18 protein-coding genes, 1 pseudogene and 1 riboswitch are annotated in these 17124 nt (G+C 35.2%); of the genes and pseudogenes, 4 read left to right on the top strand and 15 right to left on the bottom strand.

Features of this window, described 5'->3' with window-relative positions:
* Positions 1–78: 78 nt before the first annotated feature.
* The 5 genes and pseudogenes from BAU27_RS06790 to BAU27_RS06770 all read right to left on the bottom strand — a co-directional run.
* Positions 79–279 (bottom strand): annotated as a pseudogene (locus BAU27_RS06790) (hypothetical protein); the annotation flags it as partial.
* Between the two features lie 99 nt (positions 280–378).
* Positions 379–1197 (bottom strand): DUF4247 domain-containing protein, encoded by an 819-nt coding sequence (locus BAU27_RS06785; RefSeq protein ID WP_071770452.1) that lies wholly within the window; start codon positions 1195–1197, stop codon positions 379–381.
* A 13-nt stretch (positions 1198–1210) separates the two neighbouring features.
* Complete coding sequence (locus BAU27_RS06780; RefSeq protein ID WP_000051748.1) at positions 1211–1717, bottom strand: DUF4178 domain-containing protein; 507 nt, start codon at positions 1715–1717, stop codon at positions 1211–1213.
* A gap of 21 nt (positions 1718–1738) precedes the next feature.
* Entirely contained in the window at positions 1739–2143 is a 405-nt protein-coding gene (locus BAU27_RS06775) for a DUF350 domain-containing protein (protein WP_002123337.1), read from the bottom strand.
* Between the two features lie 79 nt (positions 2144–2222).
* Positions 2223–2888 (bottom strand): PspA/IM30 family protein, encoded by a 666-nt coding sequence (locus BAU27_RS06770; RefSeq protein ID WP_071744392.1) that lies wholly within the window; start codon positions 2886–2888, stop codon positions 2223–2225.
* A 413-nt stretch (positions 2889–3301) separates the two neighbouring features.
* Between BAU27_RS06770 and BAU27_RS06765 the strand changes: the two genes are divergently transcribed.
* Positions 3302–3880, top strand: a complete 579-nt coding sequence (locus BAU27_RS06765; RefSeq protein WP_071770451.1) for a lipoprotein BA_5634 family protein — start codon at positions 3302–3304, stop codon at positions 3878–3880.
* Positions 3881–3917: 37 nt separating this feature from the next.
* On the opposite strand, the gene BAU27_RS06760 is transcribed toward BAU27_RS06765, so the two are convergent.
* From BAU27_RS06760 to BAU27_RS06750, 3 genes are read right to left on the bottom strand one after another with little or no spacing between them, the layout of a single operon-like run.
* Positions 3918–4085 carry a FeoB-associated Cys-rich membrane protein gene (locus BAU27_RS06760; protein ID WP_046956111.1) on the bottom strand — a complete coding sequence of 56 codons (168 nt, stop codon included), beginning with the start codon at positions 4083–4085 and terminating at the stop codon, positions 3918–3920.
* Positions 4086–4101: 16 nt separating this feature from the next.
* Positions 4102–6090 carry a ferrous iron transport protein B gene (gene feoB / locus BAU27_RS06755; RefSeq protein ID WP_071770450.1) on the bottom strand — a complete coding sequence of 663 codons (1989 nt, stop codon included), beginning with the start codon at positions 6088–6090 and terminating at the stop codon, positions 4102–4104.
* Positions 6087–6314: a FeoA family protein gene (locus tag BAU27_RS06750; RefSeq protein WP_071744389.1), complete on the bottom strand. Its 228-nt coding sequence runs from the start codon at positions 6312–6314 to the stop codon at positions 6087–6089. The genes feoB and BAU27_RS06750 overlap by 4 nt, the downstream gene beginning before the upstream one ends.
* 194 nt (positions 6315–6508) lie before the next feature.
* A riboswitch (TPP riboswitch) is annotated at positions 6509–6610 on the top strand.
* A gap of 86 nt (positions 6611–6696) precedes the next feature.
* Here BAU27_RS06750 and thiT point away from each other — a divergent pair.
* Positions 6697–7356, top strand: coding sequence for an energy-coupled thiamine transporter ThiT (gene thiT / locus BAU27_RS06745; RefSeq protein ID WP_071770449.1), 660 nt, complete (start codon positions 6697–6699; stop codon positions 7354–7356).
* 219 nt (positions 7357–7575) lie between these two features.
* On the opposite strand, the gene BAU27_RS06740 is transcribed toward thiT, so the two are convergent.
* From BAU27_RS06740 to BAU27_RS06710, 7 genes are all read right to left on the bottom strand, one after another.
* A complete protein-coding gene (locus BAU27_RS06740; protein ID WP_071770448.1) occupies positions 7576–9429 on the bottom strand; it encodes a sensor histidine kinase in 1854 nt (617 codons plus the stop codon).
* On the bottom strand, positions 9426–10115 hold the full coding sequence (locus BAU27_RS06735) for a response regulator transcription factor (RefSeq protein WP_000041857.1): 690 nt from the start codon (positions 10113–10115) through the stop codon (positions 9426–9428). Before BAU27_RS06735 ends, BAU27_RS06740 begins: the two co-directional genes overlap by 4 nt.
* A 39-nt stretch (positions 10116–10154) precedes the next feature.
* Complete coding sequence (locus tag BAU27_RS06730; protein WP_071770447.1) at positions 10155–10775, bottom strand: class D sortase; 621 nt, start codon at positions 10773–10775, stop codon at positions 10155–10157.
* An 89-nt stretch (positions 10776–10864) separates the two neighbouring features.
* Positions 10865–11311: an LPXTG cell wall anchor domain-containing protein gene (locus tag BAU27_RS06725; protein WP_071770446.1), complete on the bottom strand. Its 447-nt coding sequence runs from the start codon at positions 11309–11311 to the stop codon at positions 10865–10867.
* A 163-nt stretch (positions 11312–11474) separates the two neighbouring features.
* A complete protein-coding gene (locus BAU27_RS06720) occupies positions 11475–14369 on the bottom strand; it encodes an S-layer homology domain-containing protein (protein ID WP_483295353.1) in 2895 nt (964 codons plus the stop codon).
* Positions 14370–14527: 158 nt separating this feature from the next.
* A complete protein-coding gene (locus BAU27_RS06715; protein WP_071770445.1) occupies positions 14528–14860 on the bottom strand; it encodes a hypothetical protein in 333 nt (110 codons plus the stop codon).
* Between the two features lie 183 nt (positions 14861–15043).
* Positions 15044–15259 (bottom strand): hypothetical protein, encoded by a 216-nt coding sequence (locus BAU27_RS06710; protein ID WP_071770444.1) that lies wholly within the window; start codon positions 15257–15259, stop codon positions 15044–15046.
* A 161-nt stretch (positions 15260–15420) separates the two neighbouring features.
* Between BAU27_RS06710 and hpt the strand changes: the two genes are divergently transcribed.
* Both hpt and BAU27_RS06700 read left to right on the top strand, forming a co-directional pair.
* Positions 15421–15948, top strand: coding sequence for a hypoxanthine phosphoribosyltransferase (gene hpt / locus BAU27_RS06705; RefSeq protein WP_000687586.1), 528 nt, complete (start codon positions 15421–15423; stop codon positions 15946–15948).
* 229 nt (positions 15949–16177) lie between these two features.
* Entirely contained in the window at positions 16178–17080 is a 903-nt protein-coding gene (locus BAU27_RS06700) for a diacylglycerol/lipid kinase family protein (protein WP_071770443.1), read from the top strand.
* The last annotated feature ends 44 nt before the right edge of the window (positions 17081–17124 follow it).

The following is a 17124-nucleotide window of genomic DNA, read 5'->3' as shown; positions in this document are numbered from 1 at the left end:
GATATATTCTAATAATCGCTGATATATTTTGGGTTGCGGTCGATATATTCTAATAATCGCTGATATACTTTTACTCCCCCCACTTTTAATCCATGCTACGTATTTTTGAAAGACAGGTACTTCCTGTTGAAAACGAAGCGGAATATATAGAAAGAGAGTACATGTACATAATATACATAGAATACCTACTACAAAGTGAAATTTCATCGTTGTACTAATAAACAAACTGAGGGATAATACGAGGAACATAATCAAACTAAACCTTTTATATATAGTCATAATAATCTCCTCCTTATAACTTAATTGTACCAGCTACAAGGAATTAATTTCCATAATAAAAAAAGACCGAAAAGCAAATTCCACTTTTCGGTCTCTATACTATCTTCTCTTCGTAATCTTTCCTGAACCACCGACCCTCGTTTTCGGGGGCGATGTATTCTTTGGCGGCGTTTTAATAGATGATTTCGGCTTCACATCAGATCCACTCGAACCACCTGGATTTTTCGTGATTTTCCCTTTGCTTCCGGTAGAAGGCGGAGGTGTCGTATTACTTCCTTTTTCCGTAATACTTCCTTTATCACCTACAGATGATTTCGGATCTACATTATCTCCTCGCTTAATGATAGATCCTTTCCCTTCCTTCGTAATTGGAGGCGGGGTTTTCTTTTCTTCTTTCGTAGGTGGTCTTTCCGGGATAACCGGTTTATGATTTTGTCTGTCATTATATCCGCGATAATCACCGTATGATGATTTTCTAGAACCGAATATATCGTTTAATATACTCCCCATAATATATCCTTGTAAGAAGGATGGTTGGTAATTTTGACGGACAAATTCTTCATTACTTATTTCAATTAACGTATCAGATGGTTTCTCTTTATCCTTTTGTAAACTATACATTTTATCGGAATAAACGAGGAACATTTGATTTTCGTCTTCTTTAGATGCTTGCTTCGGTTTCCTTTCGGCTATAAGTTCCTTTGCAACTTCAGGAACTGACCGATTGGCAGCCCTATACACGTAAGATTCTTGTTTACCATCCTTTGCGACAGACTCTAGCGGATAACGGTCCTGAATTGACTTCGCCTGACCACTTTGACAGCCCGATAAAGCATAGCCGGCAATAACAAGTAATGTAACGATAGCAAGTATAGGGATCACGAACGATTTAATCATGGTAAACAATCGGTTTGACATGATTACGCCCCCCTTATGTTGCTCTTATGATTTGTACATCAGCAGGAATAATTGCTTCTCCCTCATACATCATTGTGCGACCATTTTGCCATTCAACACGTAATAATTTGCGGTTGTCAGACTGGAATTCCCATACGTACTGTTCTTCTGAAGCAGCGAATGGTGTTTTCCCCATAACAACAACACGTCCATTATATTGTTCTTCCATATGATACTCTATATCATCCATTTCAATCGTCGTCGGAATTTCATCGATTGAATCTAAGCGACCATCAATCGGTGTATACAATTTGTAATACGTATTTTCACGATCTTCAATTTTTAAATAGCGAATGTCTTTCCCATCCTGCAGCGTTAAAACAATCTCCTTACGAGAATGCATGCTTGTTTTCCCAGTTAATTCGTACATTACTAACGAAACTTCAATCATATCGCCAGGAGCCAACGTTAAAAGACTCTTTTCTGGCTTCGGCGGCTCTGGGCTTTTCATTATATTTTTAATACGTTTAAATAAGCTCACAATCTCCCCCTCCTTCTCTCTTTATAAACAAGCACCTAAAATAAATGCACCAACGATATGTAATGAACCAGCTAACATCGCATGTGCTACGCTGCCTTCTTTCGTTCCTTCTTCTAAATCAAGACCTGCCATTTTTCTTAAAACAAATTCAATAAACATTTCTACAACTAATAAAATAACGAAAGAAACTGCTGAGGCAAGAAGTGCTTGCCATAAATCATTCGCTTTCGTTATTGATTGTGACAAGATGTATCCTTGAGCGAATAGCTTCATAACGAAACGTGTTGTCACAGCTGTGTTCCCATTTTTTATTTCTTTTAAATCATTGTATTTTGTAAAAATCGAATCAACCCACATAATTGCAAATAAAAGTACCGCACTCGCTCCAGTCCATACAAGCATGGCTAAAACATTCGTCCACGTCATTGCAAAACCTCCTCTAAAAGGTAATAGAAAACCGACATGAATTCTCTTCAGACATGTCGGCTTCTTTGTCTATTCTATATTATTTCTCGTACTGCTTCATAATACGAGCTAATTCATCGTCAACAGCAGAATTTTTGTTTAAGCTTGCGAATTCATCGTCTAATGACTTTTCTTTCTTGTAAATTTCACCGCTTGCTTCTGCTTCAGCCTCTAATTGAAGAGCTTTCTCTTCCATACGGCTTAAACCAGCTTTTGCTGTATTTGAGTCAAATCCAGACATCGCCTGATTAATATTCTTTTGTGCTTTCGCTGCATTTACACGTGCTACAAGTGTTTCACGTTTGTTTTTCAGCTCTGTTAATTGTTTACGCATTTCTTCTAGCTTCGCACGAAGATTATCAGCAGCAGCTTTATTTTGCTCATAGCTCGCTTTATATTCATTCATCTTTTGCTCTGCATTTTGTTTTTCTTCAAGAGCACGACGCGCAAGATCAAGATTGCTTGCTTGAACAGCCATATGAGCTTGCTCTTCACGTTTTTTCACAAGTGCTTCTTGCTCTTCAAATAATATTTTAAATTTCTTCTCAAGTGCGATTTGAGCTGCTACACTTTTCTCAGCTTCTTGTACATCCGCTTGCATATCGCGTAAATATTGATCCGTCATCTTAACTGGATCTTCAGCTTTTTCAATTAATGAATACACATTCGACATTGTTAAATCTCTTAATCGTTTAAATACAGACATCCAAATTCCTCCTATGATATACCTCATATTTCAAATTCACTACTTGGAAATTTAAAAAGCTCCCTTTACAGTAAGAATATTCATTTTTATAACCTATGTGTTCATTATAACAAAACTAAGATGTCCTTACATGTTATTTCCAAAATACATACAATATAATATGACATTCTAGATAGAATATTGTATTCCTACTATATTCTTATTATTTCTTCCCACAAAAATTAACTTATTTTTACGTACTTTCAATCAATTACATAATTGTAATGTTACTGTAAGCTAACTCGATAGTTGCATCTCCATATTTCTTATACACTAATACCAGAAGCAACGAAATAACAAACATGCTTCTCATCATTTAAGGACTAATACAAAAAGTATATTTACTATAAAACATACAAAGAGGAGAAATCATCATGAAAAAATTAGTAGGAATCGGATTAGCAGCAGCAATTTCATTCGGAGCATTATCAGGTTGTTCTTTATTAGGAGAAAAAGCGAACGGCTTTGTACTGTACGGATCAGAAGAACAAGTTCAGCAAATTACAGATAAAAATAAAAAAGAAGTGAAAGAAAAAGACTTCTATAAAATGAAAATGACAACATTAGATGGTAAAAAAGTTCTTGTAATGGATAAGAAAACTGGTGAAGAACTCGTAAAAAAAGAGTTACTTAGCAAAGTTGATGAAAAAGACAACACGAAACCACTTGATAAATTACCGGCTGTAACGACTGAACAAGGTGTATTATTCGCAAAAGAGAAAGTTGAAAATACTACACTTGATGGTGCGAAATTAAAATATGAAGGTAACACAATTATCGGAAGTGGCCGCGCATATACAGATATGTACGCAATTGTTGATGACGCAACTTACAGCAATGTAAAAGGTGATGAAAAATCTGTAGGCGTATTAAAGTTCGATAAAGACCCAAGTAAAGAATTCCCTGGTTACAACGGAGTAGAAGCTTCTCAACTTGTAAAAATTAAAAAATAACACAAAAAAAGCTTTGCGAAATTCGCAAAGCTTTTTTCTATTTATGAGCAATTTGCTCCATATCTGGACTACAAGTTTGCGACTGACATGACTTATTTAAAGAGCATGCTGCGCATTTTCCTTTTTTACTTCTCTTTACAAAATTCACTAGCGTATATGTTGCATAACCAAAAATGATAGCTCCAATTATAATATTGACCATCATCGTAATACATCTCCTTCTAGAATCCGAGTAAGGACCCAACTTGGTATATAATGAACGTTAATACATAAGCAACAACTAATGGATAAGCGACTGAGAAAATTGTCCATTTCATCGATCCTGTTTCGCGTCTAATAACAGCTACTGTCGCTAAGCATGGAACATATAATAAAACAAAGAACATAAATGCGTACGCTGATAAAGCAGTATAATGTGCTCCCATTACATTTCCTAGCACATCTTCTTTAACCGCATAAATAATTGCCATTGTAGAAACGACAACTTCTTTCGCTAAAAATCCTGTTAAAAGAGATGCCCCAGCTTGCCAAGTTCCAAAACCGAGCGGTGCAAATAGTGGCGCGATAAATCCACCAATCATCGCTAAGAAACTATCTCCCATATCGACACCAAATCCTGATGGGCCTGCATAGTTTAATAACCAAATGACAACCGATCCACCGAAAATGAATGTACCAGCTTTACGAACAAATCCTTTTCCTTTCTCCCATGTGCTCAGCCATAACGTTTTCGCTTGTGGCACACGGTAAGGCGGTAATTCAATTACGAAAATAGATTTTTCCGCTTTCAAAATCGTAAGAGACATAATTTTTGTAACAAGTAATGCAAGAACAATACCTGCAACGTATAAAGAGAACACAACAGTTGCCTGACTATGAGGGAAGAATACTCCTGCAAATAATGCATATACAGGTAAACGTGCTGAACAAGACATAAATGGTGTTACTAAAACTGTAAGTAAACGTTCTTTTTCTTGTTCAATCGTTCTCGCAGCCATAATACCTGGAACGTTACATCCAAAACCGATAATCATCGGAATGAACGCTTTTCCGTTTAAACCGAAAAACTCCATAATTCTATCCATAACAACTGCAATTCGCGCCATATACCCTGAGTCTTCTAATAATGAAATGAAAAAGAATAGTGCAAAGATTTGTGGCACGAATACTAATACTGCACCAACGCCCGCAATAATACCTTCTGTAACGAGTGCTTGAATAAAGTCAGAAGCCCCAACACTTGTGAGCCCAGCTGTAACCCAATCAGTAAGTTGCCCTCCAAAAAATCCATCAAGCATATCAGATAAAGGTGTACCAATCCACGTAAACGTAACCTGAAAAATAAAAAACATAACTGCTAAAAAGATTGGAAGTCCTAAAATTTTATGTGTAATTAACTTATCGATTTTTTCCGAAAAAGGAATTTTCCCTTCTTTCTCATGCTTCATAACATTTGTTTTTAACTTTTCAATATACGCTTCACGAGTCTTGTAAATATGCTCCTCTAACGTACAATCAAGTTTTTCTTCTAAGCGAGATCGAACGGCTACAAGTTCCTTATAAATTGATAGTGCTTTCATTTCTTTTTCTACTACTTCGTTATTGCTTAGAAATTGAAGGGCTAACCATCTTGGATGCTCATAATTCGCTATCTCTAAAAGAGCGATTATCTCTCCAATCCCTTCATCCACTTGTACACCATATGAAATAATGAATGGTTCTTTCTCTTTTTTGTCATTTTCTTTAAGAGTCGTAAGTAATTCTTCACAGCCTTTTCCGGTTCTTGCGATGACAGGAACGACTGTTACACCTAATATTTCTGATAATCGTTTTACATTGATAACAATTCCTCTTTGCTTCGCCACATCAACCATATTTAAACCAATTGAAACCGGCTTACCAAATTCGAGTAATTGCAAAGTTAAATGCATATTTCGCTCAAATTGCGAAGAATCCACAATATTTAACATATGATGGAATTCGTCTGTTAGTAGAAAATTCGTAACGACACCTTCATCACGTGAAACTGGATTTAAATCATAGACGCCTGGTAAATCGATTAATGTTCCTTGCTTATCTTTTAATTTACCAACCTTCTTTTCTACTGTTACACCGCTCCAGTTTCCTACATATTCATAAGAACCAGTAAGTGCATTAAATAATGATGTTTTCCCTGTATTCGGATTCCCTAGCAAAGCAACCTTATTCACGCTAATTCCACCTTTATCATTTTCGCGTCACAATGACGAATACTAATTAACTGTCCGCGACACTCCAATGTACAAGGACCTTTAAACATCGCTTTCTGTTTCAGACTAAGTTCGCTTCCTTCCGCGAGACCAAAAGCAGCCAGTCTTCTCTTTAGTAAATTATCTAACGACTGAATACTTTTTACTAACACTTTCTCACCAATTTTAATATCTACTAAGCTCATAACCTTCCCCCTCAGAAGAGAATGATAATTATTTTCAAAAAAATTATATCATACTCTATTTCATTTGGACTATATCTTTTTGCTTCATATTTATTAACATTTCAATACAATTATATTTCACTTATTGTCATACGAGGTTCATTTGCCATTCTCATCCATTTCGCTTACAATAAACAATAGCAAATAAAGAATCTCGTTATCACAGGGGGAGCCTTGCCGCTGAGAGGGAACACTTCGTTCCGACCCTTCGAACCTGTTAGTTAATGCTAACGCAGGGATTGTGCAAACGTCCGAAATACATACCTCTTTTTTATTTACGTATTTCGTATCCTCCTATGATATCTATTCTTTTTTGTGCAACTTGGATTTAGGGGGAGACAACATGCGTAACACCAATTTACAAGCGATGATCGAATCTGCTATTCTTGCAGCCTTCGCCTTGATTATCGACATTTTACCATTATCACTTAAACTTCCAACAGGCGGTTCCATCTCATTTGCTATGATTCCTATTTTTATTATCGCATACCGCTGGGGCTTCAAAATGGCTTCCTTAGGAGGCTTAATTTGGGGATTATTACAAATTGTCGTAGGTGATGCCTACATTCTAACACCAGTGCAAGCATTCATTGAGTACTTCATTGCTTTTGCCTTTATCGGCTTTGCTGGTTTATTCTATCGTCCAATTCAAAAAGCACTTGCCTCAGACAACAGTAATGCAGAGCATTCTAATTTTGGCATTCGTAAAGATAAACCAAAACAGAACAAAGGCAAAAAAGCACTCGTTTACATTATACTTGCCACATTTGTCGGCAGCTTTGCACGTTATTTCTGTCACTTTATTGCTGGCATTATTTTCTTTGGTCAATATGCACCTAAAGGACAATCGGCTGTCTTATATTCATTAATTGTAAACGGCAGTACAATGATTGGTTCTTTCATACTATGTACTGTATTACTAATTCTTTTATTTACAACTTCACCACGCTTATTCAAAAGCATCGGTGCTTATCAGATGAATACAGAAAAGAAGAGCGCTTAATTAGCGCTCTTTTTTTATCAAAATTCTCAATGAGTAATATCAATAATAAATACGATAAATGCACAAAAGAAAATAAATACCATCACACCTAGTAAATTGCTATTCACGGCTAATCTACTCCTTACATAACCTCATTTTCTATCCAAAGTATACTGCTCCAAAATAAAGATTAGGTAAAGATAATATGAAGTTAAATTAAAAAAGCGTAACATGTATTGTCTACGCTTTTTTCGGTAAATAGAAGTAAAATAACACACCATCTTCTGTATTCTTTACCCCATATTCAGCATCGTGCAGTTCTAAAATATTCTTTGAAATTGCAAGCCCAAGCCCTGTTCCACCTTGTGAACGCTGGCGAGCTGCATCCACTCTATAAAAACGATCCCAAATTTTATCTAATTGCTCTTCTTCAATGTGAGTACCTTTATTTTCGATACATATTTTTATACGATCCTTCCCGTCTATTGTGGAAGTAATAATATCTTCTTTATTTGGTGTATAACGTATGGCATTCGTAATGAAGTTCACGATGACTTGTTCAATCCGGCCTTGATTTGCCATCACTTCAAATGGACCTATATTTTTATGAACACGAAGTTCTTTTTTCCCTATTTCTACAGAAAGATGTTCACATATATCTTCAATTACTGTATCGATATAAAATGAATCTATTTTCATTTTATATGTGCCTGACTCAAATTTAGCTAACTCCAGCATATCCAAAATTAATGTATCCATTTTGTCTACTTCTCGTTCCATCGCTTGAAAATAGTACTCTTTTTTATGCTCAGCTACTCCATCTTTTAAAATAGAAATACAGCTTTTCATAATACTCAGCGGTGTTTTTAGTTCATGCGAAACACCAGAAATAAATTCTTTCCGCGTCTTTTCTAATTTTCTTTCCTTTTCAATATCTTGTTCTAGCTGTCCAATATGCGAATGGAGCTTATTGGATAATACATTAATATTTTTCGATAAATCACCAATTTCATCTTTTGAAGTAATCGGTATTTGTTCTGTGAAATCTAAATGCGCTATTTTCTTCGTTGTATCATTTATTTTTAATAACGGCTTTGCAATTTGTTTTGAGTAATAAAACGAAGCTAGAAAAATGAGAACGACTACAAATGCAATGATGTAAATGTAGTAATCTTGCACCATTTGTACAGCTTCATCTACAGGTTGTAAGGAAGCCATCGCATATATATATGTGACTGATCCGTCTTTTTCTTTTATCGGTTTCATTAATAATTTATATTTTATATCATTTTTTTCATAGTCCATTGTCTTTGTTGAATACTCTATTTGATTACTCTCTTTTAGTACTACATCCGTTTGAAATTCTTTTATACTATCCAAAAATAAAGTGTTTTTATAAATTGGATTTACGGGACCTTTTACATCAGGGAATTGTACTTTCGTAACACGCCCTTCTATGTAAGCATCTGGTTCTTGGACAGCTTGCTCCTGAACTGCCGGCTTCTTTTCCTTACCAACTTGTTCCCCAGCTACTTTCTTTTTCTCCTGATCTAATTTACTCATTTTCTCATTAAATGCTTTTTCTAACGGTTTATTAGATCCGCTTAAATTCTGCTTAGATAATGAGAAAGAGAATGGAATAAAACTATCTTCTTTTTTCACTCCAGAAAAATAAATTTCTTGGCCTAAAAACTGATTTGATGGTTTATTATCAATCTCCTCTATATTGACGAGATTGTATAGGGGGATTTTGAATAGTTGTTGTCCAAAGCTCTTTTGTTGCCAACGATTTATCGTTACCTCAAAATAAAAATCATCTGCATGCTTTAAATTCCCGTTCTGATCCAATGTCGTAATCCACGTATTATTTTCTCTTAAAAAGTCTTGCTCCAGCTTCTGAATCCCTTCTGCACTTCCTGCATAGTTCAAATAATTCTTTTCGAAGGAATTTAAATTCACTTTAATATCTTCCACTTTTCGATTCGCATAATATTGTTTAAAAAATATCGTTTGTCCAATAAATATCGTCGCTAAAATTAACATACATAATGCTGTTGTGAGGGTAAATAGTTTTAGTACAATCCCTTTTCTCATACATTCCCCTCAAATTTATAACCTGTTCGTACTACAGTTGTAATGTACTTTGCTTTCTCTCCTAATTTATTTCTTAAATTACGAATATGACTATTAACCGTTCGATCGTCACCAGCAAATTCATATCCCCAAATTCTTGAAATCAATTGCTCCCGTGTTAAAACAATCCCTTGATTTTTCATAAAATACGCTAATATTTCAAATTCTGTATGTGTTAAATTAATGTCTGTTCTATCTACCGTAACAGTGCGCGACGGAAAATGAACGTGAATACCGTGGATTGATAATGTATCATCTTCATTCTCTAAAAGTTGCTTTGTCACTTTTCTACTTTCTAACAATCTTTTCGCTCTTGCTAATAAAATTGGTGGACTATACGGCTTCGTCACATAGTCATCTGCCCCAAGTTCAAACCCAAGTAACGTATCATCTTCATCTACGCGCGCCGTCAACATAATAATAGGCACCTCGGACGTCTTCCGAATTCTTCGGCAAACAGACCATCCATCGAGTTCCGGCAACATAATATCTAAAATAACTAAATCAACCTCTTCCTCTTCAAATACAACTAAAGCTTCTTTCCCGTCCCTTGCTTCAAACACTACATATTGTTCACTCAAAAAATAGTCCTTTAATATTTCACGTAATATATCTTCATCTTCAACAATTAAAATGTTTTTTGACATAACTTATGTATCCCCCTCTCGCCTTCAGAAACTATAATTTTATTTTGAATAGCTAGCAGTTAACTTCGCCTCGATAATATATCTATCTGGTGCATCCCCTATATAATCAAATGGATAGCAAGTCGTCAGTGTTAATATTGGTTCTCCTTTTTTTATAATAACAGTACGATCATCCGCATGGGTGATCCATGTCTTTTGAATTTCATATGTGTAAGTTTTATTATCATACTCTACAATAAGGGTATCCTTTTCTTTTAACTCTCCTACATCGGTAAAAACAGTATCTCGGTGCCCACTCAGTACAGTATGCCCCCCTCCAGATGGTGTTGTCGTTACATCACTAACGAACATACCAACTCCTTTTTTCAAAGTTGTATCATTCGCCTCCCAATATACAGAAAACTTCTTCTTTATTTTCGGTATATTTAACACCGCTACCTTTTCTCCTTCTTTATGCTCTGTTTGAGAAGAAGGTACTTTGGAAGTTACAGGCATTTCATGAGAAAGGTGAGTATCTTGTATATTTTTAAGGCTCTTTATTTCCTCATTCGTTAATTCTTGCGCAGCGCTTTTTCCTTTATACCATTCCACAGCGTAATACGATCCCATGAATAGCCCTATGGCCATCAATATGATACCAATATAATTGAGTAACTTCATGCTTCATCCCTCCATGCAAAAAATGGTAGGGATAACCTACCATTTTTAATATGTGAAATTATCCCACTCTTTATAGGACAATATTTTATTTACGCCTTACTTTTGTTACGACGATTCAAACCAAATAATGTACCTATTGCTACAAGACATGCGCTTAATCCCATCATTGCTACATTATTTGATGCTGTATTTGGTAATTTTTCACCTTGTACAACTGGCTTCGCTACTTCTTTTTTTGCCGCATCATTTTTTGGTTGTACTTGTGCTTCTTCTTTTTTCCTTACTTCATTCTTTTGTTGCTCTTTTATCGCTTCTTCTTTTTTAGCCATATCACTTTTTTCTTGTACTTGTGCCGCTTGCTTTTTCTCTTCTTGACTTTTTTGCTGTTCCTTAATCGCTGCTTCTTTTTTCGCTTTATCTTGTTGCAGTTGCGCTGATTCTTCCTTTGTTACTGTTCCAGTATCCGCACTTGCTACTGAAGAATATCCTACTGTTAACAGTGCCATTGCACAGATTGGTAATAGTTTCTTTTTCATTTTATTTCTCTCCTTTTATACGTTTTACATCACTTCGCATCGGATGTATCACTAGAATAAACAACAGATATAAATATAAGATGCAGATGAAATATATTTCATTTAAAGATTTCATTGTAGAAAAAAAGGTTATCCGAAATAATCTTCGGATAACCTTTTTTATTTAATCTACACTTAAAGCCTTCTTGCCCATTTGATTATAAATACTTGCAAAGTGGCTCTTACTCACTTTAACATTTTTCGTTCCATAAAATGGGTCATTATAATACACATAATTATCATCGACACCTGTTAAAACGACCGCATGAGTATTCATTCGCCCATAAATTGTTTTTCCGCCTGGTGTTTTCCATGTTGTAATTGGTCTTGGATTATTTAGTGCTACAGTTACCCAAGTAACAACTGGTTTCCCATTTCGCGCATAATTTTCCAGTACTGAAAAATCATTTCCTGTTAAGTTCGTTCCTCTTGCATATTTATCTAACAATCTTTTTAATGGTTCTGGATTAATAGAATATCCTGGCGTATTTCCTGTCACATCACCTACAAATCCTACATCTGGATCTCCCCAAATTTGTGATGATGTTTTATAGTTCTTTAATTTCGTTTGATCAAAAGGCATTTCAAAAGCAAATGCTACTTTATTTAATGAACGACCAATTTGATGTTCCACAAGCATTTGTAAAGAGACTACTTCACAGCCATTGTGTAATTCTGGGAATTGATAAATTGATGGTACGTTCAATATCACTTGACTACGATTAACATTGCCTTCATTAACCCATTTCAAACCATTATTAGTTTGTATCTGAATCCAACCGCCTTCTCCTTCGCCATAAACTTCTACTGTTTGGGGAGAATATTTCCCTGATACACGTGATACAAAACTAGGGCTGTCATATGCAAAAAATACTTTAGATAAATACTTTGTCTCCTTTTTCGTGTCCAACCATTGGTATCCTGCATATGTACTTATTCGAAGCCACGTTCCTCTTTCTTCTACAACAGTTACTGTTTGTGGTCCATAATACGATAAAATTTTCGCAGAGCGTGACGGAGCATCATAAGTAGTAAAGTCTCTATCAATCTGTACTTTTTTTTCAGTTAGACATACCCATTTATAGCCTAAACTAGTATGAATTTTAATCCAATCGCCTTCTCTTTCTTCAACAACCGTCACTTCTTGCGGAGTATACTCGCCTGAAATACCCGACGATAATGACGATTCATTATATGTAACGAAGTTTTTCGTTATATTTACTTTCTTCTCAGCTAAGCACACCCACTTAAAACCCAGATCCGTATGAATTTTTATCCATCCACCGTCTCTTTCTTCATACACCTTTACTTCTTGTGATGCATACTCATTTGAAATACCTGATGATAATGATGGCTCGTTATACGTAAAGAAACTTTTCGTTATATTTACTTTCTTCTCAGTTAAGCACACCCACTTAAAACCCAGATCCGTATGAATTTTTATCCATCCACCGTCTCTTTCTTCATACACCTTTACTTCTTGTGATGCATACTCATTTGAAATACCTGATGATAATGATGGCCCATTATACGTAAAGAAACTTTTCGTTATATTTACCTTTTTCACTTTTACTTCACTATCTTTAGATTGATCCGTTACCGCAACAAGTCGCGCTGCCTCAGCACGTGTTATCGATTTGTCAGGTTGCCACTGTTTTCCATCGATACCACTTGATATACCTAATTCTACTAAAATATTAATGAATTTCTCACCCCAATGATCTTTCACATCATTAAATAATGTCGGTAATTCTCCATTAACTTTCGAATCTAATTGATATGCTTGTACAAGCATTGTTGCCATTGCCGCTCTTGTCATTTGACCGTACGGATTAAATTTCCCGTTTCCTTCACCTTTAATAACGCCTGCTTTTTCCACCGCTGCAATGTAGGAAGATGCCCAATTATCTTTCGAATCTATAAAGGTCGGCTTGTCCCCTTCTTTAACTTCTAAACCTAAAACTTTAGCCATAATTGTAGCCGCTTCAGCCCTACTTAATACGCTATGCGGTGAAAATGTTCCATCCGGCATTCCTGTAATTACTTTTTTATTTACTAAATAATTAACAGACTCTTCCGCCCACCCTGGAACATCAGGGAATGATTGTGGTGCTACTTGTAAATTATTCACTGCCCTTTCTAATTCTACTTCTCTTTTTTCCTGTTCTTCCTTTTTCTTTAATACAAGTTCTTGTTTTTCTTGCTCTTCTTTCTGCTTTAACTCAAGCTCTTGTTTTTCTTGTTCTTCTTTTTGTTTTAATTCAAGTTCTTGTTTTTCTTGCTCTTCTTTTTGCTTTAACTCAAGCTCTTGTTTTTCTTGTTCTTCTTTTTGCTTTAATTCAAGCTCTTGTTTTTCTTGTTCTTCTTTTTGCTTTAATTCAAGTTCTTGTTTTTCTCGCTCTTCTTTCTGCTTTAACTCTATTTGTTGCTGCTCCAATTTTTGCTGCGTTATTCTTAATTCTTCTTGCTGTTTCTTTAATTCCTCTCTCTTTTGTTTCTCTTTTAATTCAGGATTTGTTTCTTCTTGATTATTCTTTTCGTTTTCTTCTAATCGACTCTTCTCTTCAAGCTCTTTCTTCCTTTTTTGTTCCTCTAATTCATTCAAGTTTGTCTCTTCTTGGTTATTCTTTTCTTGTACTTCTAACGGATTCTTCTTTTCAAGTTCTTCTTGTTGTTTCTTTAATTTATCTAATTTTTGCTGAACTTCTTCTAATTTTTCTTTATCTTCACTATCTTGTTTTAGTAATTCTTCTTTTTTCTGTTTTAATTCGTCAACTTTATCAAATAACTCTTCCTGCTGTTTCAAAATATCTTTTCTTTTTTCTAATTCCATTTGTTTCTCTTTTATAGCATTAAATTGTTTTTGCAATTCACTCTGTCTATTACTATGTATACTCTGTAAAGCTTCTATATTATTTCTTGTATTATTTTCAATTTCCGCTAGTGAACTAGAAGGAAACGCTAATAGATTTGTTGTCAATAAACTGGCTACTGCAATTACACTATATTTTTTCATCATACACACCTTTTCTAATTTTACTTCAATTCTATTTCCTACCATATATAAATGTAAGATTCCTCCATAATCATAGCAAATCTTTTCTACGCTAAGGGACTTTTCGTAAAAATAAAAAAAGCATCGTATAATACAATGCTTTTTTTGATGTGTCTCGATATTTATTTGTTACTTTCGCGTGATTGAGAAGTAGAAAGGGCCGGAGTGATAACTAATTGTCTCGGCTCAGTTTTCTTTAAGTGATTTTTGACGTTACACTTACGACGTTGAACAACCCACGCTTTAATAGGATTTGTCAAAATAATCTTTTGCTCTTCGTTAGGGGCCTCTTCTTCCAACCTACAACTTTCGCTCCATTTATTCCATTTAATTGTAAGTTTAGAAGAAGAATGATCGTCTTCTCGATCAAACAAGTGCAAAAAATCCATTTCGCCAGCTAGCATTACGGTGTTGCTAGTTGCTAAAAAAGAAAAGGTCGTCCAACGTTTCTCCATGCCCTCCTACTCCTTTTTCACATATAGAGTGCCTAAAACTTAATTTACCTAAAATATGCTTGCCTTTTACCTTACACTTATAGTTTATCCAAAACACTACTATGCAACTATCGATTTGCCTTACAACTACCTTACATTTTTGTAAGAAACAAAAAACCTTCACTCTCTATACGTGAAGGTTTCTCATTTCTCATCTATATGATCTTTCATATGATCGACTCCAGCTTCTTGTAGCTGTGACATCATACCGTGAGAAATTGCGCCTAATACTAAAGTCATTCCAATTAGTGAAATCCGAATTGCAGGTACATCAATTATGTAAGCCAACATGCCAAGAACAATTGTTAAAAGTAATGCTTTTATAAATGTTGCACTTGTATATTCTTTCTTTTTCATCATAATCACCCTTTATGGAAGCGTTTTCTTAATGTGATCAGTATATCATATCATCTGACTATTTTGTGGGGATTTCTGTAAAAACCTTATATCTTCTTTGACTTTTTTCTTTCTATCCTTTACAGTCGAAATGTTCACAAGTTTTACACTGTAGGAGGATTCAAATGAAAATTGAAATAAAAGACACTTTAATTTCTGAAGAACAATTACAAGAAAAAGTAAAAGAACTAGCGCTTCAAATCGAACGTGATTTTGAAGGAGAAGAAATCGTTGTAATCGCTGTATTAAAAGGATCTTTCGTATTCGCTGCTGATTTAATTCGTCATATTAAAAACGAAGTAACTATCGACTTTATCTCTGCATCTAGCTACGGAAATCAAACAGAAACAACTGGAAAAGTAAAACTATTAAAAGATATCGATGTAAACATTACTGGAAAAAACGTAATTGTCGTAGAAGACATTATCGATTCTGGTTTAACACTTCACTTCTTAAAAGATCACTTCTTTATGCATAAACCAAAAGCATTGAAATTCTGTACGTTACTTGATAAACCAGAGCGCCGTAAAGTGGACTTAAAAGCTGAATATGTTGGCTTCCAAATTCCAGACGAATTTATCGTTGGCTACGGTATCGACTGTGCAGAAAAATATCGTAACTTACCATTTATCGCTTCAGTTGTAACGGAATAATATAATAAAATAAAGTGAAACTTTAATCAGTGGTTTTTTTCTCCCACTGATTATTAGCCTTCACCAATCGGGCTTTTACGGGCAGTTAATCTCCCACCTGACTTCTTCGTATTCGGCGAAATTTGAGGTGGGAGTCTTACTGCCCGTTAAGCGGGGTAAACTTCCATCAATTACTGATGGAAGTTTATTTTCTATCACGATTCGTAAAAGACAAAGGGAGAGAATAAAAATGACAAAGACAAAATTTGAAAAAGTACTCCTCATCGTAAATCCAAAAGCTGGACAAGGCGACTTACATACAAATTTGGCGAAAATCGTACCACCTCTTGCGGCAACTTTTCCTGACTTACATATCCTCCATACGAAAAAGCAAGGTGATGCAACAAAATATTGCCAAGAGTTTGCTAGTAAAGTAGATTTAATTATCGTCTTTGGTGGTGACGGAACAGTATTTGAATGCACAAATGGCTTAGCTCCTCTTGAAACTAGACCTACACTTGCAATTATTCCAGGCGGAACTTGCAACGACTTCTCTCGTACGCTAGGCGTTCCACAAAACATTGCAGAAGCAGCAAGACTTATCACAAAGGAACACGTAAAACCAGTTGATGTCGCAAAAGCAAACGGACAACATTTCTTGAACTTCTGGGGCATTGGGCTCGTATCTGAAGTATCAAACAATATTGATGCAGAAGAAAAAGCAAAGCTTGGAAAAATCGGCTATTACTTAAGTACAATTCGAACTGTAAAAAATGCTGAAACATTCCCGATCAAAATTACTTACGACGGACAAGTATATGAAGACGAGGCTGTTCTTGTTATGGTTGGAAACGGTGAATATCTTGGCGGTATTCCTTCCTTTATTCCGAACGTAAAATGTGACGACGGAACACTTGATATTTTCGTAGTCAAATCAACAGGCATTCAAGCCTTTAAAGATTATATCGGAAAGAAACTATTTGAAGACTCAAATGAAAATGACATTTTCCACGTAAAAGCGAAATCCATTCATATCGAAACGAAAGAAGAAAAAGAAGTAGATACAGATGGAGAAAGCTCGCTTCATACACCGTGTCATATTGAATTGTTACAAGGGCACTTTACAATGATTTATAATCCTGCGGTTGTGTAATAAAAAACGAGTGCTAGCACTCGTTTTTCTCTTCTAATCTAGTT

Origin of the sequence: Bacillus sp. NH11B (assembly GCF_001884205.1) — a bacterium.
Taxonomy (GTDB): Bacteria; Bacillota; Bacilli; order Bacillales; family Bacillaceae_G; genus Bacillus_A; species Bacillus_A proteolyticus.
The sequence above is the reverse complement of the archived record's forward strand: the minus strand, read 5'-3'. Positions and strand labels throughout refer to the sequence as shown.

What these genes read in the sequence shown, in the direction of transcription:
- BAU27_RS06785 (WP_071770452.1), bottom strand. Translation starts at nt 1,197, where the DNA reads ATGTCAAACCGATTGTTTACCATGATTAAATCGTTCGTGATCCCTATA.
- BAU27_RS06775 (WP_002123337.1), bottom strand. Translation starts at nt 2,143, where the DNA reads ATGACGTGGACGAATGTTTTAGCCATGCTTGTATGGACTGGAGCGAGT.
- BAU27_RS06770 (WP_071744392.1), bottom strand. Translation starts at nt 2,888, where the DNA reads ATGTCTGTATTTAAACGATTAAGAGATTTAACAATGTCGAATGTGTAT.
- BAU27_RS06765 (WP_071770451.1), top strand. Translation starts at nt 3,302, where the DNA reads ATGAAAAAATTAGTAGGAATCGGATTAGCAGCAGCAATTTCATTCGGA.
- BAU27_RS06760 (WP_046956111.1), bottom strand. Translation starts at nt 4,085, where the DNA reads ATGATGGTCAATATTATAATTGGAGCTATCATTTTTGGTTATGCAACA.
- BAU27_RS06750 (WP_071744389.1), bottom strand. Translation starts at nt 6,314, where the DNA reads ATGAGCTTAGTAGATATTAAAATTGGTGAGAAAGTGTTAGTAAAAAGT.
- thiT (WP_071770449.1), top strand. Translation starts at nt 6,697, where the DNA reads ATGCGTAACACCAATTTACAAGCGATGATCGAATCTGCTATTCTTGCA.
- BAU27_RS06740 (WP_071770448.1), bottom strand. Translation starts at nt 9,429, where the DNA reads ATGAGAAAAGGGATTGTACTAAAACTATTTACCCTCACAACAGCATTA.
- BAU27_RS06735 (WP_000041857.1), bottom strand. Translation starts at nt 10,115, where the DNA reads ATGTCAAAAAACATTTTAATTGTTGAAGATGAAGATATATTACGTGAA.
- BAU27_RS06730 (WP_071770447.1), bottom strand. Translation starts at nt 10,775, where the DNA reads ATGAAGTTACTCAATTATATTGGTATCATATTGATGGCCATAGGGCTA.
- BAU27_RS06725 (WP_071770446.1), bottom strand. Translation starts at nt 11,311, where the DNA reads ATGAAAAAGAAACTATTACCAATCTGTGCAATGGCACTGTTAACAGTA.
- BAU27_RS06720 (WP_483295353.1), bottom strand. Translation starts at nt 14,369, where the DNA reads ATGATGAAAAAATATAGTGTAATTGCAGTAGCCAGTTTATTGACAACA.
- BAU27_RS06715 (WP_071770445.1), bottom strand. Translation starts at nt 14,860, where the DNA reads ATGGAGAAACGTTGGACGACCTTTTCTTTTTTAGCAACTAGCAACACC.
- BAU27_RS06710 (WP_071770444.1), bottom strand. Translation starts at nt 15,259, where the DNA reads ATGATGAAAAAGAAAGAATATACAAGTGCAACATTTATAAAAGCATTA.
- hpt (WP_000687586.1), top strand. Translation starts at nt 15,421, where the DNA reads ATGAAAATTGAAATAAAAGACACTTTAATTTCTGAAGAACAATTACAA.
- BAU27_RS06700 (WP_071770443.1), top strand. Translation starts at nt 16,178, where the DNA reads ATGACAAAGACAAAATTTGAAAAAGTACTCCTCATCGTAAATCCAAAA.